Annotated in this window: 19 protein-coding genes; 3 read left to right on the top strand and 16 right to left on the bottom strand. The window is 36.3% G+C overall.

Translation table 11 applies throughout. The features are described 5' to 3' along the window. Positions 1–15: 15 nt before the first annotated feature. Both AC5KOD_RS13720 and AC5KOD_RS13715 read right to left on the bottom strand, forming a co-directional pair. Positions 16–1,137: a DUF7278 family profilin-like fold-containing protein gene (locus AC5KOD_RS13720; RefSeq protein ID WP_496915131.1), complete on the bottom strand. Its 1,122-nt coding sequence runs from the start codon at positions 1,135–1,137 to the stop codon at positions 16–18. A 13-nt stretch (positions 1,138–1,150) separates the two neighbouring features. Then, entirely contained in the window at positions 1,151–2,083 is a 933-nt protein-coding gene (locus AC5KOD_RS13715) for an alpha/beta hydrolase (RefSeq protein WP_496915130.1), read from the bottom strand. Between the two features lie 75 nt (positions 2,084–2,158). Here AC5KOD_RS13715 and AC5KOD_RS13710 point away from each other — a divergent pair, with 75 nt between their 5' ends. Continuing rightward, the gene (locus AC5KOD_RS13710) at positions 2,159–2,602 is read left to right on the top strand and encodes a GNAT family N-acetyltransferase (RefSeq protein ID WP_496915129.1); all 444 of its coding nucleotides are present in this window, start codon (positions 2,159–2,161) and stop codon (positions 2,600–2,602) included. 22 nt (positions 2,603–2,624) lie between these two features. On the opposite strand, the gene AC5KOD_RS13705 is transcribed toward AC5KOD_RS13710, so the two are convergent. The 7 genes from AC5KOD_RS13705 to nox form a co-directional block, all read right to left on the bottom strand. Further along, positions 2,625–3,974 (bottom strand): DEAD/DEAH box helicase, encoded by a 1,350-nt coding sequence (locus AC5KOD_RS13705; RefSeq protein ID WP_496915128.1) that lies wholly within the window; start codon positions 3,972–3,974, stop codon positions 2,625–2,627. Between the two features lie 101 nt (positions 3,975–4,075). Further along, positions 4,076–5,017 carry an AEC family transporter gene (locus AC5KOD_RS13700; RefSeq protein WP_496915155.1) on the bottom strand — a complete coding sequence of 314 codons (942 nt, stop codon included), beginning with the start codon at positions 5,015–5,017 and terminating at the stop codon, positions 4,076–4,078. Between the two features lie 123 nt (positions 5,018–5,140). Next, positions 5,141–6,328, bottom strand: a complete 1,188-nt coding sequence (locus AC5KOD_RS13695) for an amidohydrolase (protein ID WP_496915127.1) — start codon at positions 6,326–6,328, stop codon at positions 5,141–5,143. A gap of 34 nt (positions 6,329–6,362) precedes the next feature. Beyond that, entirely contained in the window at positions 6,363–7,181 is an 819-nt protein-coding gene (locus AC5KOD_RS13690) for a MetQ/NlpA family ABC transporter substrate-binding protein (protein WP_496915126.1), read from the bottom strand. Between the two features lie 53 nt (positions 7,182–7,234). Continuing rightward, complete coding sequence (locus AC5KOD_RS13685) at positions 7,235–7,918, bottom strand: methionine ABC transporter permease (RefSeq protein WP_496915125.1); 684 nt, start codon at positions 7,916–7,918, stop codon at positions 7,235–7,237. Positions 7,919–7,956: 38 nt separating this feature from the next. Next, entirely contained in the window at positions 7,957–9,030 is a 1,074-nt protein-coding gene (locus AC5KOD_RS13680; protein WP_496915124.1) for a methionine ABC transporter ATP-binding protein, read from the bottom strand. Positions 9,031–9,781: 751 nt separating this feature from the next. Then, positions 9,782–11,116: a H2O-forming NADH oxidase gene (gene nox / locus AC5KOD_RS13675; protein ID WP_496915123.1), complete on the bottom strand. Its 1,335-nt coding sequence runs from the start codon at positions 11,114–11,116 to the stop codon at positions 9,782–9,784. A gap of 241 nt (positions 11,117–11,357) precedes the next feature. Here nox and AC5KOD_RS13670 point away from each other — a divergent pair, with 241 nt between their 5' ends. Further along, positions 11,358–12,113, top strand: coding sequence for an alpha/beta fold hydrolase (locus AC5KOD_RS13670; RefSeq protein ID WP_496915122.1), 756 nt, complete (start codon positions 11,358–11,360; stop codon positions 12,111–12,113). 51 nt (positions 12,114–12,164) lie between these two features. Here AC5KOD_RS13670 and AC5KOD_RS13665 read toward each other — a convergent pair whose 3' ends face one another. The 7 genes from AC5KOD_RS13665 to AC5KOD_RS13635 form a co-directional block, all read right to left on the bottom strand. Continuing rightward, the gene (locus tag AC5KOD_RS13665; protein ID WP_496915121.1) at positions 12,165–13,559 is read right to left on the bottom strand and encodes a 6-phospho-beta-glucosidase; all 1,395 of its coding nucleotides are present in this window, start codon (positions 13,557–13,559) and stop codon (positions 12,165–12,167) included. Between the two features lie 233 nt (positions 13,560–13,792). Continuing rightward, a complete protein-coding gene (locus AC5KOD_RS13660) occupies positions 13,793–14,557 on the bottom strand; it encodes a hypothetical protein (protein WP_496915120.1) in 765 nt (254 codons plus the stop codon). Between the two features lie 13 nt (positions 14,558–14,570). Next, positions 14,571–15,437 carry an ABC transporter ATP-binding protein gene (locus AC5KOD_RS13655; RefSeq protein WP_496915119.1) on the bottom strand — a complete coding sequence of 289 codons (867 nt, stop codon included), beginning with the start codon at positions 15,435–15,437 and terminating at the stop codon, positions 14,571–14,573. 86 nt (positions 15,438–15,523) lie between these two features. Beyond that, a complete protein-coding gene (gene nrdI, locus AC5KOD_RS13650; protein ID WP_496915154.1) occupies positions 15,524–15,970 on the bottom strand; it encodes a class Ib ribonucleoside-diphosphate reductase assembly flavoprotein NrdI in 447 nt (148 codons plus the stop codon). Positions 15,971–16,081: 111 nt separating this feature from the next. Beyond that, on the bottom strand, positions 16,082–18,406 hold the full coding sequence (locus AC5KOD_RS13645) for a cation-translocating P-type ATPase (protein WP_496915118.1): 2,325 nt from the start codon (positions 18,404–18,406) through the stop codon (positions 16,082–16,084). Between the two features lie 35 nt (positions 18,407–18,441). Further along, the gene (locus tag AC5KOD_RS13640; protein WP_496915117.1) at positions 18,442–19,074 is read right to left on the bottom strand and encodes a lysozyme family protein; all 633 of its coding nucleotides are present in this window, start codon (positions 19,072–19,074) and stop codon (positions 18,442–18,444) included. Positions 19,075–19,274: 200 nt separating this feature from the next. Further along, the gene (locus AC5KOD_RS13635; protein ID WP_496915116.1) at positions 19,275–20,237 is read right to left on the bottom strand and encodes an alpha/beta fold hydrolase; all 963 of its coding nucleotides are present in this window, start codon (positions 20,235–20,237) and stop codon (positions 19,275–19,277) included. Between the two features lie 346 nt (positions 20,238–20,583). On the opposite strand from AC5KOD_RS13635, the gene AC5KOD_RS13630 reads away from it, so the two are divergent. Beyond that, positions 20,584–20,796, top strand: a complete 213-nt coding sequence (locus AC5KOD_RS13630; protein WP_496915115.1) for a hypothetical protein — start codon at positions 20,584–20,586, stop codon at positions 20,794–20,796. The last annotated feature ends 95 nt before the right edge of the window (positions 20,797–20,891 follow it).

Below are 20,891 nucleotides of genomic sequence, written 5' to 3'. Positions count from 1 at the left end.
ATGACTGCTTTCTTTTTAACTAGGATCAATTACAATACTTTTGCGATAATGATAGAATCGAGGATCCAACTTTTCAGTCACAGATACTTGATGGGTAGGCTGGTAGTAACTAGAAAAGGGTAAAATTTGCTCAATTAAATGACGCCCTTTTGTAGAACATACTTCAAGTTTAACCACATCGTTATTATCAGTCAGCTCATAGTGACTCAAACCATTCGCCTGAACTAGACCAAACATATTTTCTTGATTTAATTTTTTTTCAGCTGATTGAAAAGGGTGTACGTTATTTCGTTTAATTTCATTTCCCCAGCGAAATAGTCGTCGGGTTCCTCCACCAACTGCAAACTCCCAAGCATCCTCGGATAGCAATTGGAAGCCACGACGATGCAATGCTAACCAAAGTTCACCATAATCACAATCCTGATGATCATACAGATAATAACTATCCAAATCATCTTGACGTTGTTTGAGGTAATAATGATTCACCTTAAAAAGACTCACTGGACAAACCCAAGAAAGGCTTTCTGTCAGAGTCAGATCGGGATTAAAGGCACGCCAAATTTCTTCACTAAACTCACCATAAAACGCTTGATCTCCCACAAAGCCACCCGATACAACGTTGTAAGTACCTCGTAGATTAGTTCCGACTGGCTGACTATTTTTAGCAACAATCATCGGTGGTATATCAACTTTACGCAAGCGACTTGTGTGCTGATTAATGTACGCATCAATATCTTCAAGGAATCGAAAATCATAACTCGAATTGTCCTGACCAATTTGCTCAGATAAAAAAGATAAATCTGCCTCTGTTAATGATGTTCCGTAAAGTGAATCAGAAAGTCCTGTCAACCTATTTTCTTCATCTAGCAATTCATGACTCTTTAATCCTTGACTACCGAAATCCCAACCTAAAATCGCGTCTCTTTGTCCAGGTATAAAGACAAAGGCTTCACCATTAATCATCAATTCAAAAGTCCGACATTTCATCCCACACATCTCAAAAGAAACAAGCCGTTGCCAATCGAGAGTCAATCTCGGATTTAAAAAAAATTTAATAACCCCTGCAAACAGTTCTGTCTTTTCATCATCGGCAAATTGTTTCCAGTTATGCAACTGTAAACAGTCATAAAATTCCATTGTTATTAGCTCCTTACTTCATGTATTTATCCAGAAATTCTGTTACTACTTGACGGTATCCTTCTCGATCGTCCTTAAAACTAGTTCCATGCTTAGCTCCTTTGACAACGTATTTTTCCTTTGGCCCCTGAGTAGCTTCATAATTTTTTGCTAACATATCAAATGGAACAAATTTATCTTCATCGCCATGAATAAACAACATAGGCAGCTTATTCTTCTTTAATTGAGCTACTGAACTCGCTTCTTTAAAATTATAACCTGCTTTGAAGCCAGAATATACTGATGTCAACGGAATCAGTGGAAAGCTTGGCAAATTAAACATATCTTTTAATTGATAAGCTAGCTCATTATCAACAGAATCATAACCACAATCCTCAATTATCACTTTAACATTAGCAGGTAGCTCTTCACCAGAAGTCATCATAACTGTCGCTCCGCCCATGCTAATACCGTAAAGAATTATATCGACTCCTTTAGGATAGCTAGCACTTATTTGCTCAATCCATTTAACATAATCAAGTCGATCAGGCCACCCGAACCCAATATAGGCGCCCTCGCTTTTACCATGCGCGCGAGCATCTGGCACTAACAAATCATAACCAAGTCCATAAAACAATTCACCAAAGTCTTGCATGTGCTCTCCATCACTACCATATCCATGAGCAAGTATTGCTAACTTCGGAGTTCCTTTTTGAGGCTGCTTAAAATGAGCGGCTACTAGATTTAAAGCATCAAAACTCGTTTGCTTCAAGATGGTCGGTTCTTCTTTTATAAATTTCCACTGGCCGTAAGCTCCCCCTTCACTTCCGCTTGCTTCACTAGCAGTAATGAAATCTTTATCACCTCTTACAACCGCATAATTAAAAAGATAATTGACACCCCATCCTAAACCGACTATTATTAAAAGAGAGATAATAATACCTATAGTAGTTCCAACCTTTTTCACACTTTTGCTCCGTTCGTTAAAAAAATAGTAATTTTTATTAAGTCTTAGCTTCAATTATAAAGGAGTTTGATATAAATGAAAACTTATTTCTCTAATGAAGAGTGGGTACATACCTACGCCTCTTATCTTCGAACATTGGTGTTTGTTCAAGAAATGGAGGTTTCACCTCATATTGAATTTAATCACTTAGACACTGAGGAACATCCTTACCTACTGATGCTGAAAAATGGAATACCTGTTGGCACTGTGCGTTATCGAAAACTAGACGAGCACACTATTCAGCCAGATTGTCTTTGCGTTCTAAAAGAGTATCGCAATCAATCAATCGGATTTCGTTTAATGCTGATGATTGAGCAAAAAGCGATAAAGGAAGGCTGCCAGTTATCAATTATCCGATCACATACTTCACTTATCCCTTTTTATCATCAACTAGGTTACAGCGTTATTTCAGATGAATATATTGAGGATGGTAAACTGTATGTTGAAATGCAAAAGAACCTAATCCCCACATTAGTGTGATTAGGCTCTTTTGATTTATCCATTACTTTTTAGTCTTCTTAGCTTTTTTTATAACTCTAGCTTGAGAACGCCGTTCTATTCGGCGTTGCATTTTTTCTTTATCAGCAATTGCCCAATTAATTTTTTTCTTATAACCAGGTTTAATATTTTTCTTTTTCTTTTTAACTAAGCCAATCATTTCAGTATCTAAATTCTTTTGAGATTTATTTCGTTGAGTCCGACGGTTACGATCATAGCTATCAATAATCTCATTGCCTTTAATTTCTTTCGGAACAAAGGTAATTCCGATTTTTTCCAATTCATTGATCGCTTGTTCATCACTCGGATCATATAAAGTGATAGCAGTTCCCTCTAAACCATTGCGTCCAGTTCTACCAACACGATGAATAAAGAAATCTAGCTCATTAGGAATTTCGGCATTAATCACATGGGAAACCCCTTCAATGTCAATCCCTCGAGCTGCTAAATCTGTTGCCACTACGTATTGATACTCCAAATTTTGAACTTGCTTCATAACACGTTTACGTTCACGTGGCAAGATATCTCCATGAATTTTCGCAACTTTCAATCCCTGATTTTTCAAATAACCAGCAATCTCATCCACTCGCTGTTTCGTATTAGCAAAAACAATTGCTAGATAAGGATGACCAACAGTTAATAATTTATGAATTAACTCATTATTATTTTTCCCTTTCGTTGAAATCAACCAATTATCAATTGTGTCAGAAATGATTGACTTTGGCTTAATATGCTCAATCACAGGATTAACCATATATTTTTTTAAGAAGGGTTTTAAACTTTCAGGAATAGTCGCTGAAAAGACTAACATTTGTAAATTGTTAGGTAGCTTACCTGCAATTTTGTCAACCTCTTCTAAAAATCCCATATCTAAGGTCATATCAGCCTCATCCACTACAAATGCCGTAGCTGTATGAGCGCCTAATCCATTCTGTTCGTTCATTAAATCCAAAATCCGCCCTGGTGTTCCCACAGCAATATGCGGTTGTTGTTTCTCAAGTTTAGCCAATTGACGTTTTTTATCCGTCCCACCAACAAAACGCGATACGCGAATCTCAGTCTCGCTCGTCTCAGCTAGTTCTACTGCTGCTTGATAAATTTGATTAGCTAACTCACGACTTGGGGCCGTCACTAAAATTTGAACTTCATTCTTATTTGGGTCAATCCTATCCATTAATGGTAATAAAAATGTATGTGTTTTCCCTGAACCAGTTTGTGACTGACCTACAACGCTTTTGCCTTTTTTAATAACTGGAATTAGTTTTTCTTGAACTTCTGTTGGCTCTACAAACCCTTTAGCTTCTAAAGCTTTTTCTAAATAAGGCTGTAAATTAAATTGTTTAAAAGAACTCAACACCTTCACCTCTTCCTCTTCTTTTGATTGTTTTGCTTTTTATCAGTCGAACTGTTTAAGCACTTTTGCATTATAGCACAATTTTGTCTACATATCTAAATTTAATTCACTAAATAGATTAAAAATGGAATGACAAATAAATAAACTACAAAGGTCAAAGCTTGTGTGGTAGTTGTAAATTCCACATCTGCTTTATACTGTCGTGCTAAAATTGGCATTGAATTTTGAGCTGGCATTGCGGACTGAATTATAAAAACTTTTAGCATGACATCTGGTACCTTAATGATCATGGAAAGTAAAATGACGACTAATGGTGAAATAATATAACGACCAAGTAATACACCAAACGTATCCTTGGTCATTTTCAAATTACGAATGCCCGTTTGAAAAACAATCATGCCAATAACAAGCATTGAAAGAGGTGTTGTCAAGCCACTTAAATGACGAGAAAATTTAGTAACTAATTCAAAACTAGGTATCTCCACTAACATCCATATCAAACCAACAATAAAGCCCAACATCGCTGGAGATAGCAATAACTTAATGACCCCCATAAAATCCATCTTTACTTGTTCAATAGTTGGATCAGCACTATCACCAGAAATCAAATAAATTCCCACTGTCCAAAAGAAAGTTGTATTACAAATGTAGTACAACAACACATACGGAACTGAAATCTCGCCAAAAATCGCTAAATTGATTGGCAATCCCATAAAAATGGTATTGGAAGCTGTAAACATTGTTTGAAACACTCCCCTGCGACTTTTAGACACTTTTGTCACCTTAGCATAAATCAAGCTAATCATAAACGTGATTATTATTGAAGCAATTGGTAGGAGCATTCCGCTAAATAACTGTAGAAACTCTTCCTTGGTAAACCGTTCTGTCATATTTAAAAACATGTTAAATGGTAAGGCAATATTTAACACTAGTTTAGAGAATAAATCAATTGCCTGATTGTTAAACCATTTTTTATAGGATAACCAATAGCCCATTAAAACTAAAGCAAATATAACCAATATATTCAAATAAGACTCTAACATGTAATCTCCTTTTCCTTCACTCATCCTCCAATCTATTGTAGCATCTCTCCTAGCTATTGAGAAATTAAAGTCAACAAAAAATAGCGGTTCAAGACATTAACTCTTTCTCCGCTATTTTTCATATTAAGTTGCTGCTAAATAGGTTAAGGCATACTTGAGATGGTAAGCGCTTGCTAGAGCTAAGCTACGTTCATCGATGTCAAACTTTTCATGATGATGTCCATACTGAGTCTCTGGGTTATCTAAGTTCCGACTACCTACTCGCCCATAAACACCTTCTGCCACAGCTAAAAAGTCAGCAAAATCATCAGCGCCTAAACTTTGAGGATTACTTGTAATCACGTTAGCACTTCCAACCAATTCTATGGCAACAGTTTCGGCTAATTTTGTAGCCTTGGCATCATTAATCAATGGCGCTGCCGCATCGTAGACGTTGAAATCAATCGTTGTTCGATGTGCCTCCGCAACACTTCTAGCAATGCGCTCAACAGCAGCAATCGCATAAGCTCGCGTCTCATGACTAAAAGTCCTAACAGTCCCTTCAATCTTAGCTTCATTCGCGATAATGTTGTAACGCGTACCAGCTTCAAGAACTCCAACTGCTACTACTGCACTTTCTAAAGGATTGACCTCACGAGCCACAATTTTTTGTAATTCAACAACAATACTTGCAGCAGATAAAACAGCATCCCTACCTAAATCTGGACGTGCCGCATGTCCGCTTTCGCCATGTACATGTATTTTAAAAATATCGCACGAGGCATTTGTAGGTCCTGGTGTTGCGACTAACTGACCAACAGGAATACTGGAATCCAGATGAATCCCAAAAACTTGATCCACATCCTCTACAAAACCACCTTCAACAAATTGACGCGCGCCAGCGCCAATCTCCTCAGCTTGTTGAAAGGCCAACAAAATAGTTCCAGCAAACTCTGTTTGATGTTTTCTCAAAATTTTGGCTACTCCTAGCAATGAGGCGGTATGCCCATCGTGACCACAAGCATGATTCAAGCCTTTGTTCTTAGATGCATAATCTTTACCCGTCTCATCAGGTAGCTCCAACGCATCAATATCTGCCCTTAGTAGAATAGCTCTCCCTTCACCCTCACCAGGAATGGTCGCTAAGGTTCCTGTTTCTCCGACACTAACAAACTCAATGTCAAATTCCTTTAGCTTAGATTGAATCCATTTTTGAGTCTCATATTCTTTCAAACTGGCCTCTGGATGCTGATGCAAATAACGTCTCCAATGAATAATTTGCGGCTCTAGTTCAGATAGTTCCTCTTGAATTGTGTCCCATTTAATTGACATATTTTTTCCTCCCTGTACTCATTCATTTTTTATTTTACCAAGCAGGAATTGAACTTCCTTTTGATGTTTCCTCAATAATTTTTTTAGTGTCCTCTGTTTGATAAGCTTTCACAATTTTTTGATAAATATCATTATCTTTATCTTCTTTATTTGCTACAATAATATTAATATATGGTTTTGATGTTTCATCAATTGGTTCTAAAAATATAGCATCTTTTTGTGGCAATAACCCTGCGTCAATAGCCAAGCCATTATTGATAATAGCTATATCCACATCTTTCAATGATCGAGCGACTTGAGCTGCATCTAGTTCACTAATATCCAACTCCAGTTTATTTTCTGTAATATCTTTAGGCGTCGGCGTTGATTTTGCAGCAGGATCAACCTTTATTAATCCAGCTGTTTGCAACAATAATAAAGCCCGTCCACCATTAGTTACATCATTGGGAATAGAAACTTTCGCTCCTTCTTTTAGCTCTTTAATCTCCTTAATTTTCTCAGAGTAAATACCTAATGGAGCCGTTACAGTATTGCCAATCGTGACTAAATCTGTGCCATGTTCCTCATTGTAATTATCCAAAAAGATTTGATGTTGAAATGAGTTAAGTTGTATTTCCCCTTCTGCTAAGGCGGCATTTGGTTGATTATAATCTGTAAAACTGACAATTTCTAGCTCAATCCCTTCTTTCTTAAGACGCCCCTGAACATCTTCCCATACCTCATTATTTTCACCAATCACGCCTAATTTAACCTTTTCTGTCCCTGTATCTCCTTCTGCCTTTTTCCCACATCCCACACTCAACAAGCTTACTGCTACTAAACCAATCAAACCAACTAATATACGTTTTTTCATAAATAATCTTCCTTTTCTATTTTAATAGTCTGTATTCTTTTGTTCATTGCTAATTACGTATGCTCTGTTTTACGAATAAAATAATTCCCGATCATTTGACTAATGAAAACTAAAATCAAAATAATCAATGTTGCAACAATTGTCACATCAGGTTGAAATCGATTATAACCTCTAGCAATTGCTAAGTTGCCAAGACCACCACCACCGACCGCTCCTGCCATTGCTGTTAAACCAATTAAATTGATAACAGTCAACGCACTGGCTCTAACAATTCCAGGTAACCCTTCTTTGAGATAAACACGAAAGATGATTTCTAGTGTACTTGAACCCATTGCTTGAGCTGCTTCTATCACACCACCATTTACCTCTAACAAAGCATTTTGAATTTGTCTTGAAAAAAATGGCACGGTTCCAATAACTAATGGAACAATTGATGCGGTCGTTCCAATGGTCGTTCCGACAATTAGTCGCGTTAGTGGCGCAATGGCCGCTAACATGATGATAAATGGTATCGATCGGAAGGTATTGATAAATTTGTCTAAAAGTTCATAAACGATCTTATTGGGGGCAATGCCCTGCCGATCGGATACCACCATAATTACACCAAGAATAATTCCCAGTGTTCCTGCAATAACGGCTGTAACTAAAGTCATATAAAGTGTCTCAAGTATACTTTTAATAACTTCATCGGGTATTTCCACCACATTAGGTAAATACTGATTTACAAAATTTTGCATCTTTTTTCCTCCATTTCCCTTTTTACAAAGGGGGTTAATTAAATAGCTACTTTCTTGACAAACGGAAGGGTCTGATTAGGCTCAATCAACAATTGGTCGACCGAAACCCCTTGTTCAATCAAGTAAACCTTTGCTCTTTCAATCTGCTTCGTATCGCCAGCTAAGATAACAATTAAATTGCCAATAGGTGTTTGATTTAGGACATCAATATCACCATATAAAATATTAGCTTCAATTTGATATTTACTATACAAATGAGCGATTAGTGGTTGACTCGTTTGGCTACCAACATAAGATAAGTGAACCAATTGGTCATTCTTTTTTAGTTGAACGATTGCTGGATGATCACCAATCGTTTCTAACGCTTTATTTAAATGATTGGCTGTTTGAATAAAATCACGTGTTAACTCATTTTTAGGTTGGCTAAACAGTGAGACAATATCGCCTGATTCAATCACTCGTCCATTTTCCATCACGGCTACTTTGTGACAGATTTCCTTCACAACTTGCATTTCATGAGTAATCAAAACAATTGTCAAATTTAGACGCTGATTTAATTCTTTGAGTAAATCCAGTATCGCCACAGTTGTTTTCGGATCAAGTGCACTTGTTGCTTCATCACAAAGAAGAACTTCTGGATCATTTGCTAAAGCTCTCGCGATGGCAACCCGTTGTTTTTGTCCTCCCGAAAGCTGACTTGGGTACTGATTGGCTTTATCCGAAATCCCAACCAATTCCAGCAACGAGTTTACCTTCTGCTGCTTCTCACTTTTGGATAAATTTGCTCCTCTGAGGGGATAGGCAACATTATCAAAAACAGTTCTAGCTTCCATCAAGTTAAAATGCTGAAATATCATACCGATTTTTTTTCGTGCTTGTCGAAGCTCTTTAGTCGTCAATGTTCCCAACTCTTGATTATTAACTATAACTTGTCCGCTGGTTGGTGCTTGTAAGTAATTGATAACTCGAACAAGGGTACTCTTCCCTGCTCCACTGTACCCAACAATACCAAAAACTTCACCTTTTTTTACGTTAAGGGAAACTTCCTTAACCGCATGAACTATTTTTTCCTTTCCATTAAATGTTACGTCAATATTTTCTAATTTAATCATTATTGCTCCTCCTCATTATGTGTCGCTAGACAAAAAATCGCCCCTCTAATCAGCCAATACATACTTAACTGATTAGAAGGACGATTCAACTCGCGCTACCACCTTCATTTGACAAAAGCTCACGCTCTTATCCTTTTCAAGTACCAAATTTCAATACTCTAGCACAATAATGGGTGCTCCCATCGTAGCCTTATGATTTCTCACTCGGTACGCCTGCTCCAAGACCATTTTCTGTTGTTCGCTTTCTTTATCCGCTCTCAGCTGTTTACCGGATTCTCTGTAAAAGTGCGTCCTACTTACTTTTCTTTTCATTGCATTTAATTATTCAATTTATTTAAACAAAAAAACTTTCGCCTACTAGACACCATAAAAGCATCTAGCAAGGACGAAAGTTTGACAATCGTGTTACCACCTTGATTCATTCCTTTATCACTAAAGAAATCTTTACCAGTACACAAAGACTATTCAGCTTTGTAAACTGTGACACGCTATCGGGTGTCCTCACCGTAACTGGCTAAAAATAATTTCTCACCAATTGCTCATCCAAGACCATCTTCAACTTAATCATCATTACCCATTCTCACCAACCAGGGTTCTCTTTACAATAATTCTTAAATCTACTCTTCTCTTCTTCTGAGACAGTTAATTCAGTTGTTGATATTGACTATACACAACAAAAAAAAGAATGTCAACCCTTTTTTACACTTAACAAAAAAAGCGCTGGAAGAAACTAACCTCCAACGCTTATGAGTTATTCTGCAGACAGCGCTGCCATCGTAATATAATTATACGGTTGATTAAAATGAGGTAAGAAGAAAATATCAAGCAACTTCAATTTATCAATTGTTACTTTTTCTTCAATAGCTAATGAAAACATGTGAATTCCCATTGAGATATCTTCTGTTGACGCCATCTGAGCGCCTAGAACACGGCGCGTCTCAGCCTCATAAATAATCCGAATTTTGACGTTACCATTTTCTTTCATAAAAGCTGGCTTTTGTAAATCCTCAAATTCCGTGTATTTCGCATTAATGCCTGCTTTTTCAGCTGCAGCCATGTTTAATCCAGTGGACACCATATTGTAGCCAAATATTGAAATACCATTAGATCCCTGTACACCAATTGATTCTAACGGTGTACCTCCAACATTATGCCCTGCAACAATTCCACTACGAACCGCATTTGTAGCCAAAGCGATATACGTAGTAGCCTCAAGCGCATTGCTATAAATTGTTGCACAGTCACCGATTGCATATACATCTGGTAAGCTTGTTTCTTGTTTCAAATTAACTCTATAAGCCCCATTAGTAAATGTTTTCAATTGTTCTTTACCAAGGATATTATTTGGTGCAAAACCAATTGCCATCAAGACTAAATCAGCTTCATATTCTCCCTTATCAGTAACAACTGTCGTAACTTTTCCATCTACGCCTCGATATTCTTGAACTAATTCTCCAAAATGATTATGAATACCATTATCTTCAAGGATTTTATCCATGTCTTTAGTAAACCAAGCATCATAATACGTACTTAAAGAGGTATCAGCTGCATCAAAAAGACGAACATTTTTCCCTCTGCGTTTAGCTGCCTCAGCAATTTCAACACCTATATATCCAGCTCCAATGACAGCTACTTCTTTTACATTATGATCTGCTAAGGCTTGGTCAGCTGTTTGTCCATCTTGAAATAATTTGACAAATTGAACGTTTTCCAAATCACTCCCAATAATATTAGGCGCAATTGGCACAGAACCGGTTGCCAAGATTAATTTATCATAGCTCTCAACAATGTCTTCGCCCTCTTTAGTTTTTGCCTTCACAATTTTTTTTTCAAAATCAACTGAATTAACCGTCGTCTCCATGTGAACCTTCGCACGTTTTTCTTCAAAAGCTTCTTTATTTGTGTAAAATAGATGCTCATATGAGTTAATCTGCCGACCTACCCAAAGAGCTGTTCCACAACCAAGATAACTTAAGTTAGTATTACGATCAAAAATAACTAATTCATTTTCTGGATAGCTATCCAAAAGGGTATTTGCTGCAGCGATACCGGCATGATTGGCACCAATTAAAACAATTTTACTCATAAAGTTTGCTCCTTCGATTTTCAGTTTTTCGCCCACACACGAAACGCTCGTATTGTAAACGATATCATAACCTTACCTCATTCAATTTTAAATATCAAGATAATATTCAATATTTCACAATTTTAATAAATCAAAAGAACAAAATTATTTGAAAACGATCATTTATTTTGCTATTTTGAACCAAAAAGCATAAACTTACCTTTAGTAAGATTTTATTTTATAAACAAGGAATGAGCTAGTTATGAAACTAATTATCAGAGAACGATCTATTCATACAATCCCAACTTTAGAAATTGTAGCAGAAACACTGTCTAATCAACCTTTACCATTAATTATCTACTACCACGGTTGGCGTAATAATAAAGAATTGATGTTAACTCAAGCGAGGCGGCTTGCTAACAAAGGCTTTCGAGTCATTTTACCAGATTCAATGAATCATGGTGAACGAAAAACAGTCGAGATTTCATCAATTCCGGGTGTCACCTTCTGGTCAAGTATCCAGTATAATATCATTGAATTTGATCTGATTGTCAACTATTTTGATGAGCGAGATTGGATTTTAGATAAACGAATTGGTGTTGGTGGCTATTCAATGGGAGGTATCACGACTGCCGCTCTTTTGAGTCATCACCCAGAAATTAGAGTTGTTACGAGTATCATGGGAACCCCTAAGCCTTTCGATTATTTACGATTAATTCAAACAAAAGTTCGGCAAAATAATCTATTTTTGCCAAGTGATTTAGGCTTAATTTTAAGCTGGATTCCTCAATTTGATTTATCCTTGCAACCAGAAAAAATGGCCAATCGGCCTATTCTTTTTTGGCATGGGACTGAAGATGAAAAAATCCCGTTTAACCAAGCATACGATTTTTATCTTGATAATAAGAATCAAGCATACAGTCAAAATACGACTTTCTTAACTGGAAAAGGTGAAGGCCATCTAGTGACTATAGAGTTAATGGACACAATTGCTGATTATTTTGCCACTCATTTATAAAGCAAAAACCTTGCTACAAGAACTAGTCCGTAGCAAGGTTTTAATATTATTCTAGTTACTCTTCATTAACTCGCTAACATATGTAACTGTTTCAGGTTGAGTTTCCTTAATTTTTTGAATTGCTTCAGCGAATTGTGGCAAGAAAGCTTCATGAGCAAGTAATAATTCATCAAGTAACATTTTCGCCATTTTCCCACCAGGAACCAATGGATTAATAGTGAATGCATGTAAAGCCGCACCGTAATCACCAGTAATCGCTGCGCGAATAGTCGTTTCTTCCATCCCCTTCATTCCCTGAATTAAACCACGAGCAGCTGGTGGAAACATTCCCCAGTTATACGGTTCTGGACCATGACTCGTCACCGGACCTGAAACTTCAACCACACAATCATAAGGCAAATCAACAATCGTACCATTATTTTCAGTAGACACGACCATATCGGTACGCTTATCATTTTGAATAGAAGCAATCAACTCACATGCTGCATCGCTATAGTGGGTTCCTCCACGTTGTTCTAATTCCTTTGGCTTATAGTCTAATTTAGGATCCTTATATAGCTCAAACAAACGAGCTTCTGTTGCCTTAACCACTTGAGCACGTGTTTCCCCTTTTTTAAACTCTTCCACAGAATGAGCTAACATTTCATCTTCAATATAATAATAGCGATGATAACCACAAGGCAACATCCCTAAATCTTTAATTTGTTCATAATGGAATGGTGCTGAATGAATATTCTTCAAATGACTGTCAGCCTCTTCCTGTGGCCCATAAATTAGATCAATTAGCTCATCTGTCCGTTCATTTCCTTCTTTATCCCAAACTCGATGCCAATGAAAATGATTAATACCAGCGTATTTAATAAATAATTCTTCTTCCGGTACACCTAATTTCTCAGCGGCTTGTTTTGAGTGACCAATTGGCACATTACATAAACCTGCTGTTTTTTTCCAACCGCCATGTTTAATCGCAGCTTCTGTCACCATTCCCGCTGGATTGGTAAAATTGACTAACCAAGCATTCGGACAAAGCTCTTCCATATCCTTAATGATATCCAAAATAACCGGAATTGTACGAAATGCTTTAAACATCCCACCAGCTCCATTTGTTTCTTGACCAAGTACCCCATGTGAAAGTGGCACTCGTTCATCTTTAATACGAGCATCCAATAATCCCACACGGAACTGAGTAGAAACATAGTCTGCATCTTTTAGAGCAGCTCGTCGATCCAAGGTCAAATGAACCTCCCAATCAAGACCAGCGGCAGCAACCATTCGTTTCGCCATTGCTCCCACTATCTCAAGCTTTTCTTTCCCAGCTTCAATATCGACTAGCCAAATTTCTTTGATTGGCAATTGATCTTGACGCTTAATGTACCCTTCGATTAGTTCTGGCGTGTAACTTGATCCGCCACCAATTGTAACGATTTTCAATGCTTTTCTAGACATAATAACCCTCCATTTGAATATAATTACTACTCTATTATAGCGAGTAGATTAGTACCGCTAAGTTAGTTGAAATAATTATCACTTTTCATGTAAGCCTTTCAACACCTATAGAATACCACATAAAAAAAATAGCTTAAATGCTTAAAGCACCGTTTGAAGGGATAAAAAATGTGTTTTTCAGAAAAAAACACCAACCAATCCCAATTAAATTGAGATAAGTTGGTGTCAAACGCTTATAGATTTTGTGTTTGTAACGCTCTTAGTCCGATAAACGCAAAGATAACCATTGAAATAACAGATGTAACGCCTTGAACCATTGTCAGGCTTTCTGTTGAAATATCTGGTGTAAAGCCAAATACATTAAAAAAATTGCTGACAAAACTATTTATCATAGCAAATCCGACGGATAATAAAATCGCCGTATTCCTTCCCTTCATTAGAATAGTCGCCGCTGTAATCATGACAACACTATTTAAAACTGAGACAAGACCACTTAAAATAATTCCGATCGCATTAAAATCAAAATTCAACCACTTGATTAATTGAAGGAAAGTGTCAAAAAAATCATTAATTTGACCACCGACGGTCATTTGAATCATGACTACGACAAACGGCCCTACCATCACTACAAGAAAAACAGCAATTGTTAATAAAATAACTGCCCCGATTTTGGCAAAAAACAACTTCGACCGATTAACTCCCGAAGCAATCATCATTGCCATCACATTATTTTTATAATCAATTGATAAAACATGAAAAGGAAATAAAAATAAGAAGATTCCATTTGAAAAAATCAACAATACTAAAATAACCGTCATAACGGATGAAAACCGCATCAGTAAACTCTCACTGCCCAAGTACTCTGTCGTGGTCAATAAGATTGAATAAAATAACGTTGTTAAGGTATTTAAAGCCGCTAAAATCACCACAGCTAATAAATATTTTTTTTCTCGTACGAACTTATATAGCTCCATCTTAAAAATTAATCCACCTGTCATCGACTCACCCCTCTTATTTTAATTTATCTGCTAAAACTGGTACTTTACTCATTTCAGTAATCATAATTTCTTCACTGTACAATTGATGATAGACATCATCCCACTTATTATCCGCTGTATCAACTTTAATAATTCCTTCTGGATTCATTTGAAACGGAACATTTAACTCTTTCAGAATCGCCGCAAACATTGAATTATTACTAGTGGTTATGACGCGAATTGCAGTTTTTCGTTCACGTATAAGATCTATTTTCTCAATAATGCGTCCTTTGTCAATTACAATTACCTCATCACAAAGAGTCTCCAAATCGTTTTGAACATGGCTAGAAATTAATAACGTTTGTCCTTGCTTAGTCAATTTTTTTAAATACGTTTTAAACCAAGCAACAGTTTTTACATCTAATCCTCGAAAAGGTTCATCTAATATCAAGATTTTAGGGTTGTGAAGCAACGCAATTAATAAAATAAGTTTCTTTTGCATACCATAAGAATAACGTGAAACTTTTTCATCCAAGGCTTCCAATAAATCAAGTTCCATCGCTAATTTTCTAGCTTCCTCAGTACTACTTTCGCCACGTAGTCCTGAAAAGTACTCAATATTAAACCACCCAGTATGATCCTGATAAACTGACATTCCATCCAGAACAATGCCGACATTTAGTAAAACCTTGTTGTCTTCTTTCACATTTGCCTCACCAATAAAAATATCACCAGAATAAGTTGCGATAATGTTTGTTAAGCATTTAAATAAGGTCGTTTTTCCCGCCCCATTGTGTCCAACTAACCCATAAGTCTTCCCTTGTTCCAAGCGTAAATGATCAATACTTAAGACTTCTTTAACACCGTAGCGCATTTGCAAGTCTTCAACTCTTATTTCCATAAACTCACCTTCCTTTGTACCAACTATAGAAAAACTAACTTAAACTATTTACTAACACTTTCATTTTTTCAAATTTAAGTGCTCCATCACTTTCCTACCTCTAATAATTTTTCATAAATTTGAGAAATATCTGTCGGCGTTCCACGAAGTTCATAATCAGCCAATAAAGGACAATTAAATTTCTCAGCGTATTGTTTAGCAGTCAAACAATACTGCCAATTAAAATTTTTATTACCACTACCAACTACTCCAAGACAATGCTGTTGATTATGATGGTACTCAATGTATTCTCCTAAAGTATTTGTCATAATCTCTGTTGTACCGTTATCCATCCCATTTCCCCCATCTAAATAGGTCGGAACAAACGCCACAAAAGGCTCTGTTTCATCTTCAAAATGACTTTGATCAGTAATTTCTTTTAATTGAATTAACGGCTTGTTTTCATCCTTTGAATGCTGCTCATCTCCGTAGGCTTGTAATTTTTTCACAAAAGCCCGTGTATTTCCTGACACTGAAAAAAATAGAACTTTAATTACCATGATTTCCCTCCTACTTCCCTTTGTCTATTTCTATTATACCTTTTCTGTAGAAAAAATGGATATTTGATTTCCATTTTTTCAGGAAATTCAAATACCCTTTATCGGCTAACCTATTTTCAGTTCATCTCGTTGACGAAAATAACTAATGATTAATCTTAAAACAATAATGATAACCAATAATATCATGAAAAATGGCAGTGTTTCGGCTGTTAAAAAGTCAATAAATAACAGTGAGTGAAACAGCATAGCTGCCGCGTAAACACCGACAGAAGTACTAATAATTAAGAATAGACGCAATGGATTAAGTGGTAAACACGCTCTGATAACAGCTAATAAACTAACAGCTATTAACAAATAATACATCAAAGTTGTTGTTTCAACATCTGACCATCCTCTATTCGCACCAATCAAGTAAACTACAACGATTGTCATCAAAACAAGTAAAGCATTGGGCAAAGCATTTCTTAAAACTGTAGGTAAAAATTTGCCATTTATCTTTCGCCTGTCTCCTTCAAAAGATAAGAAAAAGGCAGGGTATCCTTCAATTGCCAAATCAATCAATGTGATTTGAATCGGCACAAAAGGAAAAGCAATAGCCGTTATTGCGCAAATAATTGATAGAAAAAATGAATAGATAGTTTTAATAAAGAAAACACTAGCAACCTTCGTAACATTATTGACAACCCGACGTCCTTCAAACAATACATCAGGAAGAGTTGTAAAATCAGAATCTAATAAAACTAAGTTGGCAATTTGGCGGGTTGCGCTATCTCCTTCAGCCATTGCAATACTGCAATCAGCCTCTCTTAAGGCAAGTACATCATTAACTCCATCTCCAGTCATAGCCACAACATGATCTTGTTTTTTTAGCTCATTAACTAACAATCGTTTTTGTTGCGGAGATACTCGACCAAATACTGTATACTCATTCACAGCTCGCCTTACTTTCTCCTCTGTCTCAAATGATGATAAATCTACATATGATTGATAATTAGGCAAGCCCGCTCGGCGAGCGACATTAGAAACAGTAACCGGGTTATCTCCAGAGATAACTTTTAGCTGAACACCTTCCGCATGCAGATACGCTAATGTTTCATCTGCATTTTGACGAATTGGATCATCTATTTCAAAGATGGCTAAAGCTTGGAGCTGAGGCAATACCATTTCTACGACTGGCTTTACACTAAAGGCCAACATTAGGACACGAAAGCCCTCTTTTTGTGCTTTAAAAACTGATGACGGCAACATCTCTTCCTTTACTAACCGTTCTGGTGCGCCTAGTACAATAGTTCCAAACCCAGCAAAATTAACAGCTCCCCATTTACGCTCCGATGAAAATGCAATAACGTCTTCTGGAATATACTGATCATTTTCTTGATAATAATCGCGAATAGCTTGCATGGTAATGTTATTATCAGTAGATGCTCTCAAGTAACTACCAACAATTGCTTCAATACTTTCATTATAGGTGGAGTCAAGGACTTCAACCTGTTGAATTTTCATTTTTCCTTCTGTAATTGTCCCTGTTTTATCTAGGCACAAGGTATCAACATGGGCCAGTGTTTCAACGGAATACATATCTTGTACTAAAATTCGTTTATTAGCTAATTTTGTCACTGCTGTAGCTAAAGCGATGCTGATTAATAGTACTAGCCCTTTTGGTAGCATCCCTAAAAGCGCCGCTGCCGCTGCAACAACCGCCACTTTTGGCTCACTGTGGCGCAAAAATAACCCTTCTAACAATAATATTATCCCTAAAGGAACAATAATAAAACTGGTAAACTTAGAAACCTTTCGAATCGAATTAATGAGTTCAGATTGAATTGGCTTGTGAATCTTTGCCTCATTTGCAATCTTAGTTGCATAATTATCTTTTCCTATTCGATTTACCTTTGCCAGACATTGACCGCTAACCAAAAAACTACCTGACAGTAATTCATCAGTTATTCTTTTGTCGATTAAATCCGATTCTCCTGTTAAAAGTGACTCATTAACTTCCGCTTGTCCAGCCACAAGAATCATATCTGATTGTATCTGCTCACCTGCAGTCAAACAAACTAAGTCATCAATTACTAAATCAGTGGCATCAATTACGTGTTCTTTTCCTGAACGAAAAACCGTTGCCTGTTCTTTCGATACCAGTGACAACTTAGCAACCATGTTACGCGCATGTATCTCCTGATAGATGCCAATACTAATATTAACAGCGATAATAGCTAAATATGCCATATTACTATAAGCACCAACAACTGCCAAGCATATGCCAATAATCACATTTAATAAGTTAAATAAAGTTAAAATATTATCTCTAAAAATATCTTTTGTTGTTTTTGCAACTGTTTCTTCATAGTTATTTTGTTGTCCATCCAAGCGACGTTGTTCAACCTCCGCTAACGTCAGCCCCTGCTCTGTTTTTAAGTAACTCTTCATGTCAGTCTCCTTTTCCTACTCGATTATGTCAGTATCTAGAATGGTAACCTGTCAATTTTCTTCATAATCGACATATTCCATTTCACAATATCAGCATAGAAAAAGTTCCCACCATTTTCATATAAATACCCACGATTTCGAATAAACGCCTGCGGATTCATGTATCGGTACTGCTTTCCTGTGTTATTACCAAGCATTGGGGCAAGGATATCTCTAGAATAAATTTCCGCTAACTCAATTGTATTCTTATTACCATTTTTTCCAACATAACTGATATAATTACTACCGAAATTATAAGCCTGAACAGCTGTCCAAACATCGGTTCCTTGACTATCACTTTCTGTAATTACTTCTGCTAAATGTTCCACACCAGAATGAATACTCTCTTCCGAAGTTGTAATTTGATTTGTTGTGCCATACTTACTTTCACTACTTTGCATTAAATCGATATGATTGCCTTTAGTTTCAGTCAAAATAATCGCCATTATAATATCCTCATATTGACCAATTCCATATTCTTTAGCAGTTTGACTAACAATATCTCGCCACTTATTGACCTCAGTGACTTGTCTTTTGATGTTGTAAACATATCTAATTCCAATAATCAATACAATTAAAAGAAAAAGCACGACCAACTTACCAAAGATACTCTTTCTTTTTTTTCTCATGAAATTTTCAAACCTTTCATTCTCACTTAAAACCTGAGACTAGCTAAAATTCTCAGTTCGAATTATCATCATACTACTAATAGAATCAAATTCCTAGCGTGAGAGAGGTTCTTAAAAAATAATTAATAGACTTAAGGATTGTGATTTAATAGAAAAAAACTATCCGTTTCATGTTACTAAAAAGAGCGACCGAGTTTACCTTACTTCTCCACATCCACTGATTGAGCCAAAAAGTCAGTCATCACAGTGACTATTTCATTAGACTGAGTATGATGCAGATAATGTGAGCCTTCAAGTAATACTAACTTTCCTTGATCGACACTATCTGCTTGCTCTTGGTGAAGTGGAGTCCAGTTTTTCACCTCCGAATTTTTATCAGCAAATAATAACACAGGTAATGTCTTTGGAAAACTAAGCATTTTAGCATCTTCAAAGCTCTGGCTTAAAGAAGTCGCTTCTTTTGCCAACGTTTTATTTCCTGTTATTCTCATTGAGATCATGTGAAATTGTTGATCACGGTAACTATCATACTGATTGTTAGATGACTCCCTAGGCATCACTTTTAAAGCTGCTCTGATTATGCCAGCATTAGCAAAAAAATCAAAAGGAGCTGAGTTATAACCAGGCCACGGTTGTTTAGGAACACTACTATCAATTCCAACAAATGCTGTAGCTTCCCCTGGGTATTTATTAACATAAGCCAAACTATATAACCCCGAAATCGAATGCCCCATCAAAATATATGACTTCACCTTTAATTTAGTAAGTACTTCATGGATTTCTTCAGCCATATTTTCCAAATTACGCTCTCGCTTTGTCTCACCACTTAAACCATATCCAAAGGGTTCAATTGTCACCACTTTATAAGTATTTTTTAAATGATCAATCAAAGGAGCGAAATCCAACCATGGACTGGCGGTTCCAAAACCTGTCAATAAAACCACTGTCTCAGGACCTTTACCTTCAATAACTACATTCATCGTACTATCAAATATAGTCATTTTTTGACCATAATCATCAATCTTCCCTGCTTCACTTGCCAAACTTAAGCGATGAATCGCATAAATACCTATAAAAAGCAAAATAATAATGATCATACAACCTATCAGCCCTTTCACAAAAATGGCCCTCACTTTGTTTAGTAATCTTGATTTTCTTTTCATTACCTCTCCCCTTTTCATTATTACTTGGTGTTTAGCTCTATTCTTATATACTGCTATACAAGCTAGATAACTACATTTTTCTTCAACAAATAATAAATTTTCCGCCCAAAACATTCAATCGGTATGTTTTAAGTTACATGTTATTATTTAAATTGTCAATTACTTTTACTTAGATTATTAGGTAGCGTAGAAAAAAACGCTAGAAGTGGTCATTGAATTAACCCTTTGGTTGAGACAAAAATAAAGCACCCCTGTTGAACTCATGTAAAAAATGAAGAAAATGGAGGTGTTTTTTATGATTAACCAAGTTTTATACGTATTGGCAGTTAAAGAAGAAGACATATAAATGAAGTTAGAAGGAAAAACTACTAGAAATGAAAACGTGGTGGCAGCGATGGTACAGAAAAGGAGAATCTTATCAATTCTCACAAGGCATAGATATGGTAAAGGAAAGCTTTCAATTACTTGGTTATGTGATTATTTAGTATTCCTAGAAACACGTATTATCGTTGGGTTAAGAGAAGTGACAAAAACATTATCAGAAGTATATCCTGTATAGTGACACCCATTGATAACGCTCCAATAAAATCATTTCACTCCACTCTAAAGTCTGAAGTGTTCTCAATACAGCCAGAGCTTAAACACTCTACTACT

This window comes from Vagococcus sp. WN80Y (assembly GCF_059621045.1).
Note: the sequence above shows the minus strand (reverse complement) of the source record. Positions and strands in the feature narration are given on the sequence as shown.